Source organism: Type-D symbiont of Plautia stali, from assembly GCF_001485335.1.
In the GTDB taxonomy this organism is placed as follows: Bacteria; Pseudomonadota; Gammaproteobacteria; order Enterobacterales; family Enterobacteriaceae; genus Pantoea; species Pantoea vagans_C.
Window position 1 is genome coordinate 20797 of record NZ_BBOC01000017.1, and the last position, 19004, is coordinate 39800.

Here is a 19004-nt window from a genome sequence, read left to right on the forward strand (position 1 = left end):
CAGGAGAAGCATCGATGAAAGGTATCATTCTGGCAGGGGGATCGGGCACGCGTTTACATCCCATCACGCGTGCAATCTCGAAGCAATTGCTGCCGGTATACGACAAACCGATGATTTACTATCCGCTGTCGGTGCTGATGTTGGCGGGTATCCGCGAGATCCTGATCATCACGACCCCGGAAGATCGAGCGCATTTTGAGCGCCTGCTGGGGGATGGCAGTGAATTCGGGCTGCAACTGCAGTTTGCGGAACAGCCCAGCCCGGATGGATTAGCGCAGGCATTTATTATCGGTGAAGCTTTCATTGGCGATGATAGCTGCTGTCTGGTGCTGGGCGATAACCTCTATTTTGGTCAAGGCTTCAGCCCAAAACTGAAGAAAGTGGCTGCGCGTAGCACGGGCGCCACGGTCTTTGCTTATCAGGTCATGGATCCTGAACGTTTTGGTGTCGTTGAGTTTGATGATGACTTTAACGCGCTTTCGATTGAGGAAAAGCCAAAGCAACCCAAATCTCGCTGGGCAGTGACAGGTCTCTATTTCTACGACAACCGCGTGGTGGAGTTTGCCAAACAGGTGCAGCCCTCTGAACGGGGAGAACTGGAAATTACCGCCATCAACCAAATGTACCTTGAGCAGGGTGAATTGTCGGTTGAGTTACTCGGGCGCGGTTTCGCCTGGCTGGATACCGGTACGCATGACAGCTTGATTGAAGCGAGTATGTTTGTGCAGACGGTAGAAAAACGGCAGGGCTTTAAGATTGCCTGCCTGGAAGAGATTGCGTGGCGCAATGGCTGGCTCAGTGACGATCAACTGCTTGCGGCTGCCCAGGCGCTGACTAAAACCGGCTACGGCCAATATCTGCTGGATGTTCTCCATGCCCGTCCGCGTCAGTATTAATCCCCTTGCGTGGGAGAGCGATTTTTTTGGCGTAAACAGCGCCCGCGTGATGCTGGATGGCGAACTCTCCCTTGAGGAAGCGCTGCAGCAGCCTGCTACGCTGTGGCAGGCCAAAGTGCCTGCCGAGCGCATTGAGGTGATTGATGCTCTGAGCCAGCAGGGGTTCCAGCTGGTTGAGGGGGAAGCTGACCTCGCGCTCAATATCAAACGCACCGAACGGCAAATGGGGGTGCGTATTGCGCGTGAAGCGCAAATCCCGGCATTACGTGAGGCGGCCTCGCAGGCATTTCGGCTGAGTCGTTTTCGTGCACCCTGGTTCGATCCCGAGGACAGCGGACGCTTCTACGCGCAATGGATTGAGAATGCTGTGCGCGGCACCTTTGATCATCAATGCCTGGTGGCCAGCGATGAGAGTGGCGCATTGCAGGGATTTGTCTCAATGCGAGAAGTAGAAGGCGATGCGCGCATTGGCTTGCTGGCCGTATTACCGCATGCCCAGGGCCAGGGAATCGGACAACGTTTGTTACTGGCTGCCGCAGACTGGGGCCGTGTGCGCCAACTTGAGCGCCTGCGAGTGGCCACGCAACTCAGTAATCTCACGGCGATACGCCTCTATTTACGCAGCGGTGCCCGGCTTGAAAGCACCGCTTACTGGTTTTACAGGAATGCCTCATGATCCCATTTAATGCGCCTCCGGTTGTAGGCAGCGAAGTTGAATATATGCAGTCGGCGATGGCCAGCGGCAAACTCTGTGGTGATGGTGGCTTTACCCGACGCTGTCAGCAGTGGATGGAGCAACATTTTGGCAGTAAAAAAGTCCTGCTGACGCCGTCATGCACGGCCTCACTGGAAATGGCCGCGATACTGATCGATATCCAGCCCGGTGATGAAGTGATCATGCCGAGCTATACCTTTGTTTCAACCGCCAACGCCTTCGTGCTGCGCGGTGCGACCATTGTGTTTGTGGATGTGCGCCCTGATACCCTTAATATCGACGAAACCCTGATCGAAGCGGCGATTACTGCCAAGACCCGCGCAATTGTCCCGGTGCATTACGCGGGCGTGGCTTGCGAGATGGACAGCATCATGGCGCTGGCGGCGAAGCATCAGCTGTTTGTGATTGAAGATGCGGCACAAGGCGTGATGTCCCAATACAAAGGGCGTGCGCTGGGCACCATTGGGCATATTGGCTGCTTTAGCTTCCATGAAACCAAAAACTACACTGCCGGGGGTGAAGGGGGCGCAACGCTGATCAACGATGCGAAGTTAGTCGAACGTGCCGAGATTATCCGTGAAAAGGGCACCAACCGTAGCCAGTTCTTCCGTGGACAGGTGGATAAATACACCTGGCGCGATATTGGTTCGAGCTATCTGATGGCGGATCTGCAAGCCGCCTACTTGTGGGCACAGCTCGAAGCGGCTGAGCGCATCAACCAGCAGCGCCTGCGACTGTGGCAGCGCTATTACGATGCGCTGCAACCGCTGGCAGCGGCAGGGCGTATCGAATTACCGGTGGTGCCGAAGCACTGCCGCCACAACGCCCACATGTTCTATATCAAACTGCGCGATAGCGACGATCGTCAGGCTCTGATTAATTGGATGAAAGAGGCCGAGATCCTCACGGTGTTCCACTATATTCCGCTGCACTCTTCACCTGCTGGCGAGCGGTTTGGCCGCTTCCAGGGCGATGATGTCTTCACCACTTCAGAGAGCGAGCGCCTGCTGCGCCTGCCGCTGTTCTATAACCTATCGGACAACAATCAGCGTACGGTGATCAGTTCGTTGCTGAGCTTCTTTGCCTGATGTCGTTAGCAAAAGCCTCGGTCTGGACCGCCTCCTCTACGCTGGTCAAAATTGTCGCCGGTTTGCTGGTGGTGAAACTGCTGGCGGTGAGCTTTGGGCCGGAGGGAATAGGGCAGGCGGGTAACTTCCGTCAGTTGGTCACCGTGCTGGGCGTATTAGCCGGGGCAGGCATTTTTAATGGCGTGACCACCTATGTCGCGCAGTTTCAGCAGCAGCCCGCGCAACTGCGGGCCGTGACGGGCACCGCATCAGCCATGGTGTTGGGCTTTTCCACTCTGGTGGCGCTGGTGTTTTTGCTGGCAGCAGGGCCGATAAGCCATGCGCTGTTTGGCCATGAGCAATACGCGAATGTGGTGCGCATTGTGGCGTTTCTGCAGTTCGGTATTGCCTGGGCCAATCTGACACTGGCGTTGCTGAAAGGTTTTCGCGATGCGCGCGGCAATGCGCTGGCGCTGATTGCGGGAAGCCTGGTGGGTGTGCTGGGCTATGTGCTGTGCTGGTGGCTTGGCGGTTATCCCGGTGCGCTGGTGGGGTTGGCCCTGGTTCCGGCACTGCTGGTGTTCCCGGCACTGCTGATGCTGCGGCGTCATCAACAGGTGCTGCCACTGCGGTGGCTCAAACCGACGTGGCAGCCTGAGCTGGCGCGGAATCTGGCGAAGTTTACCCTGATGGCGCTGATCACCTCGGTCACCTTACCGGTGGCATGGGTAATGATGCGTAATTTGCTGGCGCAACAGCAGGGATGGGCGCAAGTGGGGTTGTGGCAGGGCGTCACCAGTATTTCTGACGCCTATTTGCAGTTCATCACCGCTACTTTCAGCGTCTGGTTACTGCCTACGCTGGCACGGCTGGAGAGCAAACCACAGATTGCACGTGAGATGGGGCGCGCACTGCGCTTTGTTTTACCTGCGGTGGCGGCGGCCAGTTTTTGTGTCTGGTTGCTGCGCGATGTCGCTATCTGGCTGCTGTTTTCGCCGCAATTTGCCGCAATGCGCGACCTTTTGTCTGGCAGTTGTGTGGCGACGTCTTTAAAGTCGGCGCCTATGTTTTCGGATACCTGGTGATCGCCAAAGCGTCGCTGCGTTTCTATATATTGACGGAAATCAGCCAGTTTGTGCTGCTGACCGCGTTTTCTCATTGGCTGATCCCACTACATGGCACAGCCGGAGCTGCACAAGCCTATATGGCGACCTACGTGCTCTATTTCGCCCTTTGTTGTGGCGTATTTATGATTTATTGCCGGAAAAAATGACTTTATTTCACGTGCTGGGATCGGATATCCCGCATCACAACCATACCGTGCTGCGCTTCTTTAATGAGGTGATGAGCCGCGAGCTGCCAACTGATGTGCCGCGTCAGTTTATGGTGGTGACTACAACGCCAGAGGCCTTGCAAGTCTACACTGCGCTGCACATTGAAACCTTCACCAGCAAGCGCGCGCTGGCGCAGGCAGTGATTCAGCGCGCGGCTGACCGCGCAACGCGCTTTTTCTTTCACGGCCAGTTTAATCCGCAAATCTGGCTGGCGTTGCTGAGTGGCAAACTGCGGCGTCAACAGGCGTTCTGGCATATCTGGGGCGCTGATCTGTACGAAGAAGGACGCGGCATCAAGTATCAGCTGTTTTATCTGCTGCGCCGTCTGGCCCAGCGCCGTCTGGCACATGTGTTCGCCACGCGCGGCGATTTGCACGCTTTCCAGCAACGTCACCCCCGCGTGCCAACATCATTGCTCTATTTTCCGACACGTATGCCAGAAGCTGCAGTCCCCGCTGGAACGCATAGCGATGATTTTACGGTGCTTTTAGGCAACTCTGGCGATCGCAGTAATCGCCATATTGAGGGTTTACAGGCGATTCATGCTCAGTTTGGCGATAAGGTGAAAGTGCTGGTGCCGCTCGGTTACCCGGATAACAATCACGCGTATATCGCAGAGATTGCTACCGCCGCGCAGCGCCTGTTCCCACAAGGTCAGGTGAGCTTATTACGCGATAAGATAGATTTTGACACCTATCTGCAATTGCTCAGTGGCTGTCAGCTCGGCTATTTTATGTTCGAGCGCCAGCAGGGGATTGGCACGCTCTGTTTGCTGATCCAGGCCAATATTCCGTTTGTGCTGAACCGCAAGAACCCGTTCTGGCGCGATCTCAGTGAGCAGGGCTTGCCGGTGTTGTTCAGTGAGGATGTGCTGGATGCAGCCCGCGTTGCGGAAGCGCAGCGACAGCTGACGCACTGCGATAAATCCTTGATTGCCTTTTTCGCCCCTGGCTATCTGGCAGGCTGGCGCCACGCGCTGACCCTGAGTGAAAGGGAGAGAACATGAGCCTGATGCAGTTTAGTGGTCTGCTGGTGGTTTACCTGTTTTCGTTGGGTTTTATCTTGACCTTAACCTGGCGGGAATTTAAACGGGTGCGCTTTAACTTCCACCTGTTTTTTACCATCCTGTTTTTGCTGACGTTTTACTTCGGTTTTCCGCTCACCTGCGTGTTGGTTTTCCGCTTCAATGTGGAAGTGGTGCCGCCGGAATTCTTGCTGCAGGCCCTGCTGGCCGCCACCAGTTTTTACGCCATCTATTACGTCAGCTACAAAGTGCGATTACGTCCGGTCACTGCGCCGCCGCGTAAACCCTGGCTACAGATGAATCGGGTTGAAACCCATCTCACCTGTTTGCTATTGGCTCTGGTGGCGATCGGCACCGTGACGGTGTTCTTTATGCACAATGGCCTGCTACTGTTCAGGCTTTCAGCCTACAACCAGATTTTCTCCAGTGAAGTGTCGGGCGTGGCGTTGAAGCGCTTCTTCTACTTCTTCATTCCGGCGATGCTGATTCGCTATTTCCTCAATCCGACGCAGCGTCAGTGGCTGTGGTTTTTGCTGGTGTCGGTGGCGTTTGGGCTGCTGACCTACGCGCTGGTGGGGGGCACTCGCGCGAATATCATTATCGCTTTTGCTCTGTTCCTGTTTATTGGCATTACGCGCGGTTGGATTACGCTGTGGATGCTGGTGGGGGCGGGCGTGATGGCGATTGCGGGCATGTTCTGGCTGGCGCTGCGCCGTTACAACCTCGACGTGGTGGGGGATGAAGCCTTCTATACCTTCCTGTATCTGACGCGCGATACCTTCTCACCCTGGGAGAATCTGGCGCTGTTGTTGCAGAACTACGACAAGATTGATTTCCAGGGGCTGGCACCGATCTGGCGTGACTTCTATGTCTTTATCCCCAGCTGGCTGTGGCCTGGTCGCCCATCGATTGTGCTAAACAGTGCCAACTACTTTACCTGGGAAGTACTGAATAACCACTCGGGCCTGGCGATTTCCCCCACGCTGATCGGTTCGTTGCTGGTGATGGGCGGCGTATGGTTTATTCCGCTGGGCGCGGTTGCCGTGGGCTGGCTGATGAAGGGGTTCGATAGCCTCTATCTGCAAGGTCGCGATACGCCAAACCGTTACAGTGGCGCAATCCTGCAGAGCTTCTGCTTCGGTGCAGTCTTTAACATGATCGTGCTGGCTCGCGAAGGGTTGGATGCATTTGGCTCTCGCGTGGTGTTCTTTTGTGTGATTTTTGCTGCCTGTATGGCAGTGGCGAAAATGCTGTACTGGCTGTTAGCGCGTGCGGGACTGATTCGTGCGCGCAGCGAGCCGGTGTTTCACAGCCTTTCTTAACCTTTGGGAAGATGATTCATGAAAACCGATAAGCCGCGCTATAACCTGCGCGGCGTCGATCTTCACGCGTTTAATGATATGGAAAGCTTCCTGCATTTCCTGCTGCCTGAGGGGCAGCCGCGCAGCGGCACGCTGGTGGCGATGAATGCGGAGAAGATGCTGACTCTGGAAGAGGACGCGCAGTTACGCGCGCTGATTGCTGAGGCAGAATTTAAATACCCTGACGGCATCAGCATTGTGCGTTCATTACGTAAGAAGTACCCAGACTTACAGGTGAATCGCATAGCCGGTGCTGATCTGTGGGAAGCGTTAATGGAGCGCGCAGGGCGGACGGGCATTCCGGTGTTTCTGATTGGTGGCCGACAGGCGGTACTGGATGAAACCTGCGACAAGCTGCGTCGCCAGTGGAATGTGAATATCGTTGGCCGCCAGGATGGCTATTTTGCACCCGCTGAGCGTGAGGCACTGTTTGCACGTATCGCCGCCAGTGGGGCGAAGATAGTCACGGTCGCGCAGGGATCACCGCGCCAGGAGCTGCTGATGCGTGATTGCCGTGAGCGCTGGCCACATGCCCTTTATATGGGCGTGGGTGGCACCTACGACGTCTTTACCGGTCACGTCGCGCGTGCGCCACGTATTTGGCAGAATCTGGGGCTGGAGTGGCTCTATCGTCTGATTCGTCAGCCTTCGCGCTGGCGCAGGCAGTTAAAGCTGCTGAAATATTTACGCTACCACTGGCGTGGCGATCTTTGATATTGCTGATTTTTGCAGCAATTACATCCTGTTCAGTAGCAAAACTGCGCTATTTATCGACGGAATGCACAAAGCGTAAGCAAACGCGTTTTTTTTATAAAAAAGCTCTGGACAGTGTGAGGCCAAATCCGTAGTATGCCCATCCGCAACGGCGCTACGCGCCCGTAGCTCAGCTGGATAGAGCGCTGCCCTCCGGAGGCAGAGGTCTCAGGTTCGAATCCTGTCGGGCGCGCCATTTAGTTTGTGCGCAAGAGCTTCGGTGGTTGGTTTGACCGCGTTATGCAGTGATGAGTAAGCAGAGATGCTTACGCACCAGAATTATGGTGGCTATAGCTCAGTTGGTAGAGCCCTGGATTGTGATTCCAGTTGTCGTGGGTTCGAGTCCCATTAGCCACCCCAGATTTTGCTGGACATGCGATGGTGGCGGAATTGGTAGACGCGCTAGCTTCAGGTGTTAGTGTTCTTACGGACGTGAGGGTTCAAGTCCCTCCCTTCGCACCAGGCAAAATTACGCGGTAGCGTGAAGAAGTAAAAAATCGGCGAGTAGCGCAGCTTGGTAGCGCAACTGGTTTGGGACCAGTGGGTCGGAGGTTCGAATCCTCTCTCGCCGACCATATTTAAGAAACCTGCTTGAAAAAGCAGGTTTTTTTTCGTCTGTATTTCCCGTCTCATACGTCATTCTGTATAGGGCTCACCTTGCCGCCATCGGGCGCGCCCCGACAAAATAACCGTAGCGGCGCGATTTATCGCGCTTGTATAGAGCGGAGCCGCTGCTGACCGGACGCGCAATGAATTGCGCCGCTACAATACGGTAGAACGTATTCATTTGAATATCGATTTGTCGCTATTCTGAGACGCCTATCTTATTGATATTAAACGGCCTTACGTTACCTTGCACAGCGTGTCGTTCATCAGCGACAACCGCGGACGTGATTGTTGTGAAATCACGACACTGCTGGCACCTCGCGCCGTTAATCCCATTCTATCTTGCTGATTTAAAATAACTTACCTCGGCGTCTGCAATTCTGGCACGCGTTATGCAATAATTATTCTGTAGATGCTCATTCCACCTCTTATGTTTGCTGATGCTACATAAACCTGGGAATGATGCAGAGCCCCTTACGGTATCCGTTGTCCAGCCTGGCAGTATTTGCGCACGCTTTACTGCAGTAAGAAGGACATTACGTTGAGTCGGATACCATCAGTTGTCTGAACGACCTGACTTTACACCTGCTTTTGGCAGGTGTTTTTTTTGCGATTCTCCCAGCAACAGGCAAAAAAAAGCCGAGACAAGCCCGGCGTGCACAAAAGTAACAATCGTTAAATCAGGGTGCAGGATTGGTCTTCAGCGTGAGCAACAACCCTTCACGGCGCATTTTAGCGGCGTCTTCCGGGCGATGCAGACGGTCATAGACATCGGCTAACCAGGCGTAATCAAAGGCATCCGGGCGCTGCGCCAACGCCTGCTGGAAGGCTTCTGCTGCTTGCTGCCACTCACCGTGGCGCATCAACATCTGGCCCAGCGTGCTATGCAGCAGCGGTGTGGCGCCATGCTGTTTAATTTGCTGACGCAGCGCTTTTTCCAGCGATTGCGGATCGCCACTTTTAATGCGCGGCATCAGCAGCACCAGACGATCGTCATACTGGCGTTTCAGCCCTTCCAATACGATGCTTTGTGCCGTATCAGGATCGTCGCACTCAATCAGATGTTCAGCCATTGCCACCTGCAGCGCCGTTTCCTGACGCGTTTTACGGCTCTGGTTTTGCCACCATTTTTTCAGGCCTTCGCTGCCTTGATCGGCCATCGCTTGATTCATCAGCCCCAGCCAGGCTTGTTGCTGTAAGGCTTCACGCTGGATTTCGTCATTCACCTGCGATTTTTGCATTGATGGCAGAATATCAAGCAATGAACCCCATGCGCCGGTGCGAATATAAGCCTGTTCAGCCAGGCGCAAAACTTCAGGATGGCGTGGAGCCACTTCCAGCAAACGGTCAATACCGTGGCGTGCGGCATGATCTTCGTTACGCGCCAGTTGCAGACGAACGCGAGTGATCTCAACCGGAATGGTGTCGTTTTCAGACAGCTCAGACGCGCGCTCCAGATGCTGATTGGCTCGCACTTCGTCACCGCGCTGTTGAGCCGCTTCGGCGGCCAGCAGGTAGTTAGCGACGGGCTGATCCGCATGGTCAGCATTCTTCGACAGCAGTTTTTCTGCCTGTTTGTAGTCACCTTCCGCCAGTTTCATCAGCGCACTTTGCGTGTGACGCTGCGCACTGCGGCGTTTGCGGCCGGTAAACCAACCACGCGTACGTGCGCCGGTACGGAACAGACGGCGAAGAACCCACTCAATGAACAGAATCACTAACAGACTGAGGATCAAGATGATCACCAGGCCCGTCACACTGGTTTCAACATTCCAGTTATCGGTCTGAATCAGCACGTAGCCTTGGTGGCCGGCGATCATCGGCCCCAACACCACACCTGCAATCAACAGCAGGAAAAGCACCAATACTTTCAGCATGCTTAGCCTCCCTGTTGATCAGCCGGAACCGACGGCTGCGCCAGCAGATTTCTGACGCGTGTTTGCATCAGTTTTTCCAGCAGCGCCTGGCTTTCTAGTGTATCAGGCACATCCATGGCGATGCTCTGCTGGCTGAGTTCATCTAACTGGGCAAGAAACGCTTTGGTGGCAGCATCGTTGGTGTCATACCAGGCACGCACCCACGTTGAAACGGCATCAATCGACTGTTTGTAGATCTCATCCTGATGGCGCGGTACGGCTTGTGCCGCAATCAGCAGACGCGAGCGAATGTTTTCACGCAGATACACGTCTTGATTCGGCGCCAGTAACGGCTGTGCGGTGTTGTCACGGCGACGGATGGTAATGAAATCATCCATAAAGTTGTGCCAGCTCTTCACCAGATTTTGACGCCATTCGTGCAGAGAGCTGGACAGCTCGCCTCCGTCAGCATCCATTGGTGCGTCATCGCTGTCATTGTCGGCCAGACGCAGGTTATCTACGCCGTTCGACAACTGATTAAGCTTGAGGATGATGCCGTCATAATCGACCTGGCTCACGGTAGACAAGGAGCTGATGTCCTGGGTCAGTGCGCGGCGGACGTTCATGACGCTAGGGTCGTTCATGTCCGCGAGGCTGGTGTCGGCACTTTTTAACAGCGCTGCCGCCGTGGTGACATCCTGATCGCTCCACAGCTTACGGCCCGCTAACTTGACGAGATAGTCCGCTTGCGCCAACAGCCAGGTGCGCGTGTCGTTGCCGGAGATGGTCGCCACTTTATCCCGCAGCGTTTCCAGCTCTTTTGCGCTGTTATCTTGCTGGGTACGCGCTTCATTTAAGGCGGTATTGGCTGCATCCAGCTGTTGGGTTAACTGCTGTTTGTCACTGCCCAGTTGCTGCTGCAACGCGCTCAGCTGCTCGCTCAGGTTTTGGTTAGTCTGAGCCTGTAAATCGGCCTGGTGTTTCCCATTGAGGTAAAGTCCTGCGCCAATCGCCAGCGCAATCACAATCGCCACTGCACTCAGCACTTTGCCATCGCTTTTTTTATCGCGAGGCTTTTTACCGGCTGGCGTAGGGGAAGTGTCCGCTGGGGTGGTTTCTTCAACCATGGCGGAGGAGGCTTTTTGTTCCGTCATTATGGCTCATCCCGTTGTTAAGTTCAGCGTAACGCACGCAGCAGCGCATCGTTATCGGCACCATCGGCTACATCAATGTCCTGCCAGCCTAATTCGGCGGCTTGTGTAGCCAAACGTTCACTGACGACCACAAGCCGACAGTGCAATAACCATTCCCGACGATCGATTGGCGGAAACAGTGCAAACAGTTGTTGTAACATCTCACCGCTGGTCACCACCAGAGTGGTAATGCCGCGATCGCGCCAGCGGCGACCCTCTATGGCGCCATCGTATTGCTTTTCACAGCGCTGATAGCACTCGCAATACTCGACTTCGGCTCCGCGTGCGATCAGGGTTTCTGCCAGCAATTCGCGGCCAGGACTGCCGCGCAGAATCAGTGCGCGTTTACCTTTCACCTGCTGCAGACGGTTCAGGCGCACCAACTCTTCACTGGTTTCCCGCGCATGAGGATAGTCTACTTTCAGATGACTGACGGTGTGCAGTGCCAAAGAAGTGCTGCGGCCAATGGCATAATAGTCGAGCGCTTTAGGCCAGCTGATGCCCTGGCGCTCAAGGGCAGGATGAGCAAAAAGCACCACCTGCTGTGACAGCAGAAAGACCAAATCGCCCTGCTGTAATGCTGCGAGCTTCTGCGGCAGATGTTCAAGGTCGCGACCCGGTGTGAATTCAATTAGCGGTAACGTCCACGCCAGTTTGCCGAGGGTTCGCAAACGCGAAGCCAATTCACTGGCGGCGGGTTCCGGGCGGGTCACGAGGATGGTCATACCGGCGGTTGTCCTTGATAGACGTCACGCAGAATGTCACGCGCACCGCCATCCAGCAGCTCTTCCGCCAGTGAGATGCCCATTTGTAAGGCCTGATCGCGTGGACCGCGACGTTCACCCGTCACCATCTGCAGACCATCTGGCGAACCGACTAAACCACGCAACCACAGTTGATCGCCTTCCAGCACCGCAAAGCTACCAATCGGTACCTGGCATCCGCCTTCGAGGCGCGTATTCATGGCGCGTTCAGCACGTACGCAAACCGCAGTATCGCTGTGATTGAGCGCTTCCAACAGGGTAATCAGGGTGTGGTCATCCAGGCGACACTCAATACCCACCGCGCCTTGGCCAACGGCGGGTAGAGAGATCTCGGCTGGCATGGCTTGGCGAATACGATCTTCAAGCCCTAAACGCTTGAGGCCTGCCGCCGCGAGGATGATCGCGTCATACTCCCCGGCATCAAGCTTGCCCAGACGCGTCCCGACGTTGCCGCGCAATGAGCGAATAATCAGATCGGGTCGACGCGCACTGAGCTGACACTGACGACGCAGGCTGGATGTGCCCACTACCGCACCCTGTGGCAGTTCATCAATAGCGTTGTAACGGTTAGAGACAAAGGCATCACGCGGATCTTCGCGCTCGCAGATGGTCACCAGCCCCAAACCTTCGGGGAAATCCACCGGCACATCTTTCATGGAGTGCACCGCGAGGTCGGCGCGATTTTCCAGCATCGCCAGTTCGAGTTCTTTAACAAACAGGCCTTTACCCCCCACCTTCGCCAGTGGCGTGTCGAGGATGATGTCGCCTTTGGTCACCATCGGAACCAGCTCAACTTGCAGGCCTGGATGTGCCGCCATCAGACGCTGTTGGACATATTGTGCCTGCCATAAAGCAAGAGGACTTTGTCTGGTAGCAATTCTGAAAATTTTGTTTAACATGCTGTTAACCATTTTGATCGTTCATCGATTATCCTATCATTGATAGGGGAATGCTGTCAGTTTCAACGGATTGAAAAGGCCTCGATGTCAGAATGTGTCAGCGATTGCGACTTATTCTGAGGTCGAAGTCCGAAAAAGCAGGGCTGCCAACGGAACGTGCTAAACTGTTAGGTAGCGCAACTTTCTTTACGGTCAATCCTCCAGGTGTTAGATTGATCACGTTTCCAGCAAGAATTTGCCCGACATCTTTATTATTAAGCGGCAGGTTGTGGAAACAGGGTGCTTAACACTGGGACAATCAGGCGAAACGTCTTGTACCTCTACATTGAGACACTGAAACAGAGACTGGATGCAATTAACCAGCTGCGCGTTGATCGTGCGCTGGCTGCCATGGGGCCTGCTTTCCAGCAAGTCTACAGTCTGCTGCCAACATTACTGCACTATCATCATCCACTGATGCCGGGCTACCTTGAGGGTAGCGTTCCACATGGCGTCAGCTTTTTCACGCCTGATGAAAATCAACAGCAGCTCCTGCAACATCTTGCAGGTGACCAGTCTCTGGATCTCAGCACTGCCGTGAAAGGCGAGCGCCCCATCACCGGTATTTACTCGATGGGCAGCACCTCATCCGTGGGTCAGAACAGTGTGTCTGATCTCGACATCTGGGTGTGCCACCAGTCCTGGCTGGATAATGAAGAGCGCCTCAATCTGCAACGTAAGTGTACGCTGTTGCAGAAATGGTGTGTGTCGATGGGTGTGGAAGTGAGTTTCTTCCTGATCGATGAGAACCGTTTCCGCCATAATGAGAGCGGCAGCCTCGGCGGTGAAGACTGCGGTTCAACCCAACATATTTTACTGCTGGATGAGTTTTACCGTACCGCTGTGCGTATGGCGGGCAAACGCATCCTGTGGAACATGGTGCCCGGCGAAGAGGAGCACCATTACGACGAATACGTCATGTCACTCTACTCACAAGGTGTATTGACGCCGAATGAGTGGCTTGATCTTGGCGGCCTCGGCACGCTATCGGCAGAAGAGTATTTTGGTGCCAGCCTGTGGCAGTTATATAAAAGTATCGATTCGCCCTACAAAGCGGTGCTGAAAACCCTGCTGCTGGAAGCCTACAGCTGGGAATACCCCAACACGCAACTGTTGGCGATGGATATCAAACAGCGCTTGCACGATGGCGAAATTGTCTGCTTTGGTCTCGATCCTTACTGCATGATGCTGGAACGTGTGACGCGTTATCTGACCAGCGTCGATGACATGGCGCGCCTCGATTTGGTGCGTCGATGTTTCTACTTAAAAGTGTGTGAGAAGCTTTCTAGCGAAGATCACCACCATCAACGCTCAGGCTGGCGTCGCGAAATTCTGTCGCAGTTGGTCAAAGAGTGGGGCTGGGATGATGAGAAGCTCGCGGTATTAGATAACCGCGCGCAGTGGAAAATCGAGCGCGTGCGTGAAGCGCACAATGAACTGCTGGATGCGATGATGCAGAGTTATCGCAACCTGATCCGTTTTGCCCGTCGTAACAATTTAAGCGTCAGTGCCAGCCCGCAGGATATCGGCGTGCTGACGCGTAAACTGTATGCCGCGTTTGAAGCGCTGCCGGGTAAAGTGACGCTGGTGAACCCACAGATTTCGCCCGACCTCTCGGAAGATAATCTGACCTTTATTCATGTGCCGGAAGGTCGTGCCAATCGTGCGGGTTGGTATCTGTACAACCAGTCGCCGGACATGAGTTCCATCATCAGCCATCAGCCGCTGGAATATAACCGCTACCTGAACAAGTTAGTGGCGTGGGCGTGGTTCAACGGGTTGCTGACCAGCAAAACCCGTCTGCACATGAAAGGTAATGAACTCTGCGATCTGCCGCGTTTGCAGGAGCTGGTGAACGACGTGTCGAGCCACTTCCCGCTGCGTGTGCCTGCGCCAACGCCCAAGGCGTTGTACAGTCCGTGTGAAATTCGTCACCTGGCGATTATCGTCAATCTTGAGCACGATCCGACCTCGGCCTTCCGCAATCAGGTAGTGCATTTCGATTTCCGCAAGCTGGATGTGTTCAGCTTTGGTCAGCAGCAGCAATGCCTGATTGGCAGCATCGATCTGCTGTACCGTAATTCGTGGAATGAGGTGCGTACGCTGCACTTCAGTGGCGAACAGGCGATGATTGAAGGCCTGAAAACCATTCTCGGCAAGATGCATCAGGATGCCGCACCGCCCGATACGGTCGAAGTGTTCTGCTACAGCCAGCACCTGCGTGGTTTGATCCGCACTCGCGTGCAGCAACTGGTTTCCGAATGCATTGAGCTGCGTTTGTCGAGCACGCGCCAGGAGCCAGGCCGCTTTAAAGCGCTGCGTATGGCAGGGCAAACCTGGGGCCTGTTCTTTGAGCGTATGAGCGTCTCGGTGCAGAAACTGGAAAACGCAGTGGAGTTCTACGGTGCGATTTCCAATAACAAACTGCACGGGCTATCGATCAAAGTCGAATCCAACCAGACGCCGCTGCCGCCGGTGGTGAATGGTTATGCCAGCGAAGGCATTATTCAGTTCTTCTTTGAAGATACCAATGACGATCGCGGCTTCAACATCTATATCCTCGACGAGAGCAACCGCGTTGAGGTTTATCATCACTGCGAAGGCAGCAAAGAAGAGCTGGTGCGCGATGTCAGTCGGTTCTACTCGTCATCGCATGACCGTTTCACCTACGGTTCCAGCTTTATCAACTTCAACTTGCCGCAGTTCTATCAGATTGTGAACACCGGCGATCGCTTCCAGGTGATTCCGTTCCGCAGCCAGACGCTGACACAGTTCTGTGCCACGCAGCCCGATAACGATAACGGCGACTTCCAGCCACGCTACCAAATGCACTGATCCCGCCTGCGTTCGCGCGGTGGGATTGGCTTTTCCTCTGACTCGCTCCCGGATTTGCGGGTATTTCCTGTTGCTTTTACAACGTCAACTGCGATGATAAGCAGCAATGGCTTAAGGACAGAAAGAGCAGAAAGAATGAGACGAATGATAAGTCAGCTAGGCATGGGGCTGGCACTGGTCAGCCTGGTAGGTTGTGGACTGAAAGGACCGCTGTATTTCCCGCCGAAAGATCAGCCGACCAAAAGCAATCAGCAAGTGACCGAGCAGCAGCAAAAAGCCGCTCAGAATGCTGATGTGAATGGTTTAGTGACCAGCAAACCTGGTGTACAGGCGAACTAATCTCTATGAGTCATCCGGCGGAGCAGAAAATGCAGTTCTCGAAAATGCACGGTCTCGGCAACGATTTCATGGTTGTCGATGCCGTGACGCAAAACGTCTTTTTTTCGCCGGAGCTGATTCGCCGTCTGGCGGACAGGCATCTGGGGATCGGTTTTGATCAATTACTGATCGTCGAACCGCCTTACGATCCGGATCTCGATTTTCATTACCGAATTTTCAACGCTGATGGTAGTGAAGTGGCGCAGTGCGGTAATGGCGCGCGCTGCTTCGCCCGCTTTGTGCGTCTGAAAGGGTTGACCAACAAAAGTGATATTCGCGTCAGCACGCAAACCGGCCGCATGGTGCTGAGCGTGACGAACGATGAGCTGGTGTGCGTCAACATGGGCGAGCCCAATTTCGATCCACAACAGGTGCCGTTGCGTGCCAACAAAGCCGAAAACCTTTACCTGCAACGTGTTGCCGAGCAAACCGTGATGTTTGGTGCGGTATCGATGGGCAATCCTCACTGCGTGATTCAGGTTGAGAGCGTGAAAACTGCACCGGTGGAAACGCTCGGCCCACTGCTCGAAAGCCACGAGCGCTTCCCGGAGCGCGTCAACGTTGGCTTTATGGAAGTGGTCAATCCTGAACATATCCGTCTGCGCGTGTATGAACGCGGCGCAGGCGAAACCCAGGCCTGTGGCAGCGGCGCCTGTGCGGCAGTGGCTTGTGGTATTCAGCAGGGCATTTTAGCCGCAAAAGTGCGCGTTGATCTGCCCGGCGGAACGCTGCATATTGCCTGGAAAGGGGCGGGTCAGCCGCTGCTGATGACCGGTCCAGCCACACACGTCTACGATGGGTTTATTCATCTATGAAAAATATCGAAGAGCAAACCGACAGCGCGGTTTTGCTGGACGATCAGTCGGTTAGCGCATTCCTGCGCCAGAACCCCGATTTCTTTATTCGCAATGCGCGCCAGGTCGAACAGATGATGGTGCCGCACCCGGTGCGCGGCAGCGTTTCCCTGGTGGAGTGGCATATGGCGCGTCAGCGCAACCATATCCAACAGTTGGAAGAGGAGATCACCCTGTTGATGGAGCAGGCGACGGCCAACCATCAACTGTTTGATCGCCTGCTGTCGTTGCAGGGACATCTCGCTTCAGCAGACAGCCTGCAAGAGATGCTCACACGCCTGCATCGCTGGGCGCGCGATCTTGGCCTTGCAGGTGCCAACGTGCGTGTCTTCAACGACAAATGGCATATCGGTGCGCCTTCTGATTTCACGCAACTGGGCTTATCGCGCCAGGCATTTGAGCCGTTGCGTATCCAGCGCTTTGGCAACGAACATCATTATCTGGGGAGCCTGAACGGCCCGGAATTGTTGCTGCTGTTACCGCAGGCCAAAGCGATTGGTTCTGTCGCTATGTCACTGATGGGTGAACGCGGAGAACTGGGCGTGCTGATGTTTAGCAGCCGCGATAACCAGCACTATCAGGCGGGCATGGGCACCTTATTGTTACAGCACCTGGCGCAAATGTTGCCGGATCTGCTGTCACGCTGGATTGAACGTGCATGAGCGACGTCAGCCCGCTGTGGCCCACCGTTGAGGGCTTTCTGCGTTATCTGAAAGTCGAACGCCAGCTTAGCCCGCTTACGCAAAAAAATTACACCCGTCAGCTGCAGGCGATGGTCGCCATGGCTGATGAGATGAAGATTGTTGCCTGGACGCAGCTGGAACCCGCCCAAGTCCGCCAGCTTGCCGCGCGCAGTCGTCGTGGAGGGTTAGGGGCCAGCAGTCTGGCGCTACGTATGTCAGCCTTGCGCAGTTTTCTCGACTGGCAGGTCAGCCAGGGCATGTTGAGTGCCAACCCGGCAAAAGGGATATCCACACCGCGCAATGCGCGCCATCTGCCCAAAAATATGGACGTTGATGAAGTCAACCAACTGCTGGAGATTGACATGAACGATCCGCTGGCGGTGCGCGATCGCGCGATGCTCGAAACCATGTACGGCGGCGGATTACGTCTGTCCGAGCTGGTGGGCATGGATTGTCGTCATGTTGATTTAGATGCCGGTGAAGTGTGGGTGTTGGGTAAAGGCAGCAAAGAGCGGCGCGTGCCGATTGGTGGCACCGCCGTGACCTGGCTGCAACACTGGCTTCCGCTGCGTGCCAGCTTTGCGCCACAGGATGATGCGGTGTTTGTCTCTAGCCGGGGCAGCCGTATTTCGGCGCGAAATGTGCAAAAACGCTTTGCCGAGTGGGGTATTAAGCAGGGCGTGGCCAGCCATATTCATCCCCATAAACTGCGTCACTCGTTTGCCACCCATTTGCTGGAGTCCAGCGGCGATCTGCGCGCGGTGCAGGAGTTGCTGGGTCACGCCAATCTGTCGACCACGCAAATCTATACCCATCTCGATTTCCAGCATCTGGCAACGGTCTATGACGCAGCACATCCACGTGCTAAACGAGGAAAGCCTGAATGAAGTTTTACCGCCCGCTGGGCCCGATCAAAGCGATCACCTTTGATCTCGACGATACGCTGTATGACAACCATCCCGTGATCCGCAAAACCACCGCAGAATCTCATGCCGCGTTGCAGGCCTTCCATCCTGCGCTGCGTGAATTTACCCCTGCGGACTATCAGGCGCTGCGTGACGAATTGCTGGCGCGTGAGCCGGAGATTTATCACGACGTGTCTGAGTGGCGTCGCCGCTCGGTTGAGCTGGCGATGATCAATGTGGGGTTGTCAGCCGCTGAAGCCACCGCCGGGGCCAGTGAAGTGATGAGTGTGTTCCACCAGTGGCGCAGCGAAGTTGAGATGCCCGAAGAGACACACCAAACGCTGACGTGGCTGGGCGAGCGCGTGCCGTTAGTGGCGATCACCAATGGCAACGCCTGCCCAGAGAAACTGGGCATTGACCACTATTTCCAGTTTGCCCTGCGCGCCGGTCCTCATGGCCGTGCAAAGCCTTGGCAGGATATGTATCAGTTGGCCTCCGATCGTTTAGGTATCGCACCTGAGCACATTTTGCACGTCGGCGACGATCTGACCACCGATGTGGTGGGTTCACTGCGTGCGGGCATGCAAGCCTGCTGGATAAACCTGCGTGACGGTAACCTGATGAAGATTGACGATGCGCGCCTGGTGCCGCATGTGGAAATTCATCAGTTGGCATCGCTAACCTCGCTGCTATAATGCTGTATGTTCATCCAGCTAATCACTGGGTGATTACAGTCATTTCCTGACGCACAAATCGTAGCGGCGCAATGTATTGCGCGATAAATCGCGCCGCTACAAATGGTGCGTTGATGGAGTGCCGGAGAACGGCATTCTGGAACCTCT

Annotated in this window: 17 protein-coding genes, 4 tRNA genes and 1 pseudogene; 17 read left to right on the forward strand and 5 right to left on the reverse strand. The window is 55.0% G+C overall.

Going from position 1 to position 19004, the window contains the following annotated elements:
* The first annotated feature begins 14 nt into the window (after positions 1-14).
* From rfbA to PSSD_RS07670, 11 genes and pseudogenes are all read left to right on the forward strand, one after another.
* Positions 15-896: a glucose-1-phosphate thymidylyltransferase RfbA gene (rfbA, locus tag PSSD_RS07620; RefSeq protein WP_039329201.1), complete on the forward strand. Its 882-nt coding sequence runs from the start codon at positions 15-17 to the stop codon at positions 894-896.
* On the forward strand, positions 874-1572 hold the full coding sequence (gene rffC, locus PSSD_RS07625; protein ID WP_058970342.1) for a dTDP-4-amino-4,6-dideoxy-D-galactose acyltransferase: 699 nt from the start codon (positions 874-876) through the stop codon (positions 1570-1572). Before rfbA ends, rffC begins: the two co-directional genes overlap by 23 nt.
* On the forward strand, positions 1569-2699 hold the full coding sequence (gene rffA / locus PSSD_RS07630) for a dTDP-4-amino-4,6-dideoxygalactose transaminase (RefSeq protein ID WP_058970344.1): 1131 nt from the start codon (positions 1569-1571) through the stop codon (positions 2697-2699). The genes rffC and rffA overlap by 4 nt, the downstream gene beginning before the upstream one ends.
* Positions 2699-3951: pseudogene (gene wzxE / locus PSSD_RS07635) on the forward strand (lipid III flippase WzxE). The gene rffA and the pseudogene wzxE overlap by 1 nt, the downstream one beginning before the upstream one ends.
* A complete protein-coding gene (gene wecF / locus PSSD_RS07640) occupies positions 3948-5018 on the forward strand; it encodes a TDP-N-acetylfucosamine:lipid II N-acetylfucosaminyltransferase (protein WP_039329210.1) in 1071 nt (356 codons plus the stop codon). The pseudogene wzxE and the gene wecF overlap by 4 nt, the downstream one beginning before the upstream one ends.
* On the forward strand, positions 5015-6358 hold the full coding sequence (gene wzyE / locus PSSD_RS07645; protein ID WP_039329212.1) for an ECA oligosaccharide polymerase: 1344 nt from the start codon (positions 5015-5017) through the stop codon (positions 6356-6358). Before wecF ends, wzyE begins: the two co-directional genes overlap by 4 nt.
* An 18-nt stretch (positions 6359-6376) precedes the next feature.
* Positions 6377-7111 carry a lipopolysaccharide N-acetylmannosaminouronosyltransferase gene (gene wecG, locus PSSD_RS07650; RefSeq protein ID WP_039329215.1) on the forward strand — a complete coding sequence of 245 codons (735 nt, stop codon included), beginning with the start codon at positions 6377-6379 and terminating at the stop codon, positions 7109-7111.
* A 158-nt stretch (positions 7112-7269) separates the two neighbouring features.
* A tRNA-Arg gene (locus PSSD_RS07655) sits at positions 7270-7346 on the forward strand.
* An 88-nt stretch (positions 7347-7434) separates the two neighbouring features.
* Positions 7435-7510: transfer RNA gene (locus PSSD_RS07660), tRNA-His, on the forward strand.
* A gap of 15 nt (positions 7511-7525) precedes the next feature.
* Positions 7526-7612 (forward strand) — tRNA-Leu (locus tag PSSD_RS07665).
* Positions 7613-7648: 36 nt separating this feature from the next.
* Positions 7649-7725 (forward strand) — tRNA-Pro (locus PSSD_RS07670).
* A gap of 77 nt (positions 7726-7802) precedes the next feature.
* On the opposite strand, the gene PSSD_RS28350 is transcribed toward PSSD_RS07670, so the two are convergent.
* From PSSD_RS28350 to hemC, 5 genes are all read right to left on the reverse strand, one after another.
* Entirely contained in the window at positions 7803-7937 is a 135-nt protein-coding gene (locus PSSD_RS28350) for a hypothetical protein (protein ID WP_267886290.1), read from the reverse strand.
* A gap of 499 nt (positions 7938-8436) precedes the next feature.
* Positions 8437-9633 carry a protoheme IX biogenesis protein HemY gene (gene hemY / locus PSSD_RS07675; RefSeq protein WP_039329217.1) on the reverse strand — a complete coding sequence of 399 codons (1197 nt, stop codon included), beginning with the start codon at positions 9631-9633 and terminating at the stop codon, positions 8437-8439.
* A 2-nt stretch (positions 9634-9635) separates the two neighbouring features.
* Positions 9636-10766, reverse strand: a complete 1131-nt coding sequence (gene hemX / locus PSSD_RS07680; protein WP_039329219.1) for a uroporphyrinogen-III C-methyltransferase — start codon at positions 10764-10766, stop codon at positions 9636-9638.
* 23 nt (positions 10767-10789) lie between these two features.
* Positions 10790-11530 carry a uroporphyrinogen-III synthase gene (gene hemD, locus PSSD_RS07685; protein ID WP_058970346.1) on the reverse strand — a complete coding sequence of 247 codons (741 nt, stop codon included), beginning with the start codon at positions 11528-11530 and terminating at the stop codon, positions 10790-10792.
* Complete coding sequence (gene hemC, locus PSSD_RS07690; protein WP_058970375.1) at positions 11527-12468, reverse strand: hydroxymethylbilane synthase; 942 nt, start codon at positions 12466-12468, stop codon at positions 11527-11529. The genes hemD and hemC overlap by 4 nt, the downstream gene beginning before the upstream one ends.
* Before the next feature lie 312 nt (positions 12469-12780).
* Here hemC and PSSD_RS07695 point away from each other — a divergent pair, with 312 nt between their 5' ends.
* The 6 genes from PSSD_RS07695 (at position 12781) to yigB (ending at position 18857) form a co-directional block, all read left to right on the forward strand.
* Positions 12781-15342: a class I adenylate cyclase gene (locus tag PSSD_RS07695; RefSeq protein ID WP_058970348.1), complete on the forward strand. Its 2562-nt coding sequence runs from the start codon at positions 12781-12783 to the stop codon at positions 15340-15342.
* Between the two features lie 135 nt (positions 15343-15477).
* Positions 15478-15681 carry an LPS translocon maturation chaperone LptM gene (lptM, locus tag PSSD_RS07700; RefSeq protein ID WP_039329226.1) on the forward strand — a complete coding sequence of 68 codons (204 nt, stop codon included), beginning with the start codon at positions 15478-15480 and terminating at the stop codon, positions 15679-15681.
* Positions 15682-15710: 29 nt separating this feature from the next.
* Positions 15711-16535: a diaminopimelate epimerase gene (dapF, locus tag PSSD_RS07705; RefSeq protein ID WP_039329293.1), complete on the forward strand. Its 825-nt coding sequence runs from the start codon at positions 15711-15713 to the stop codon at positions 16533-16535.
* On the forward strand, positions 16532-17236 hold the full coding sequence (locus PSSD_RS07710) for a DUF484 domain-containing protein (protein WP_039329228.1): 705 nt from the start codon (positions 16532-16534) through the stop codon (positions 17234-17236). Before dapF ends, PSSD_RS07710 begins: the two co-directional genes overlap by 4 nt.
* Complete coding sequence (gene xerC, locus PSSD_RS07715; RefSeq protein ID WP_039329229.1) at positions 17233-18144, forward strand: tyrosine recombinase XerC; 912 nt, start codon at positions 17233-17235, stop codon at positions 18142-18144. The genes PSSD_RS07710 and xerC overlap by 4 nt, the downstream gene beginning before the upstream one ends.
* Positions 18141-18857, forward strand: coding sequence for a 5-amino-6-(5-phospho-D-ribitylamino)uracil phosphatase YigB (gene yigB / locus PSSD_RS07720; RefSeq protein WP_039329231.1), 717 nt, complete (start codon positions 18141-18143; stop codon positions 18855-18857). The genes xerC and yigB overlap by 4 nt, the downstream gene beginning before the upstream one ends.
* The last annotated feature ends 147 nt before the right edge of the window (positions 18858-19004 follow it).

Bases quoted from the DNA above. Each gene is read 5' to 3' on its own strand.
- wzyE (WP_039329212.1), top strand. From the start codon at position 5,015: ATGAGCCTGATGCAGTTTAGTGGTCTGCTGGTGGTTTACCTGTTTTCG.
- wecG (WP_039329215.1), top strand. From the start codon at position 6,377: ATGAAAACCGATAAGCCGCGCTATAACCTGCGCGGCGTCGATCTTCAC.
- hemD (WP_058970346.1), bottom strand. From the start codon at position 11,530: ATGACCATCCTCGTGACCCGCCCGGAACCCGCCGCCAGTGAATTGGCT.
- yigB (WP_039329231.1), top strand. From the start codon at position 18,141: ATGAAGTTTTACCGCCCGCTGGGCCCGATCAAAGCGATCACCTTTGAT.
- xerC (WP_039329229.1), top strand. From the start codon at position 17,233: ATGAGCGACGTCAGCCCGCTGTGGCCCACCGTTGAGGGCTTTCTGCGT.
- dapF (WP_039329293.1), top strand. From the start codon at position 15,711: ATGCAGTTCTCGAAAATGCACGGTCTCGGCAACGATTTCATGGTTGTC.
- rffA (WP_058970344.1), top strand. From the start codon at position 1,569: ATGATCCCATTTAATGCGCCTCCGGTTGTAGGCAGCGAAGTTGAATAT.
- rffC (WP_058970342.1), top strand. From the start codon at position 874: ATGCCCGTCCGCGTCAGTATTAATCCCCTTGCGTGGGAGAGCGATTTT.
- hemY (WP_039329217.1), bottom strand. From the start codon at position 9,633: ATGCTGAAAGTATTGGTGCTTTTCCTGCTGTTGATTGCAGGTGTGGTG.
- rfbA (WP_039329201.1), top strand. From the start codon at position 15: ATGAAAGGTATCATTCTGGCAGGGGGATCGGGCACGCGTTTACATCCC.
- PSSD_RS28350 (WP_267886290.1), bottom strand. From the start codon at position 7,937: ATGAATACGTTCTACCGTATTGTAGCGGCGCAATTCATTGCGCGTCCG.
- wecF (WP_039329210.1), top strand. From the start codon at position 3,948: ATGACTTTATTTCACGTGCTGGGATCGGATATCCCGCATCACAACCAT.
- PSSD_RS07710 (WP_039329228.1), top strand. From the start codon at position 16,532: ATGAAAAATATCGAAGAGCAAACCGACAGCGCGGTTTTGCTGGACGAT.
- lptM (WP_039329226.1), top strand. From the start codon at position 15,478: ATGAGACGAATGATAAGTCAGCTAGGCATGGGGCTGGCACTGGTCAGC.
- hemX (WP_039329219.1), bottom strand. From the start codon at position 10,766: ATGACGGAACAAAAAGCCTCCTCCGCCATGGTTGAAGAAACCACCCCA.
- hemC (WP_058970375.1), bottom strand. From the start codon at position 12,468: ATGTTAAACAAAATTTTCAGAATTGCTACCAGACAAAGTCCTCTTGCT.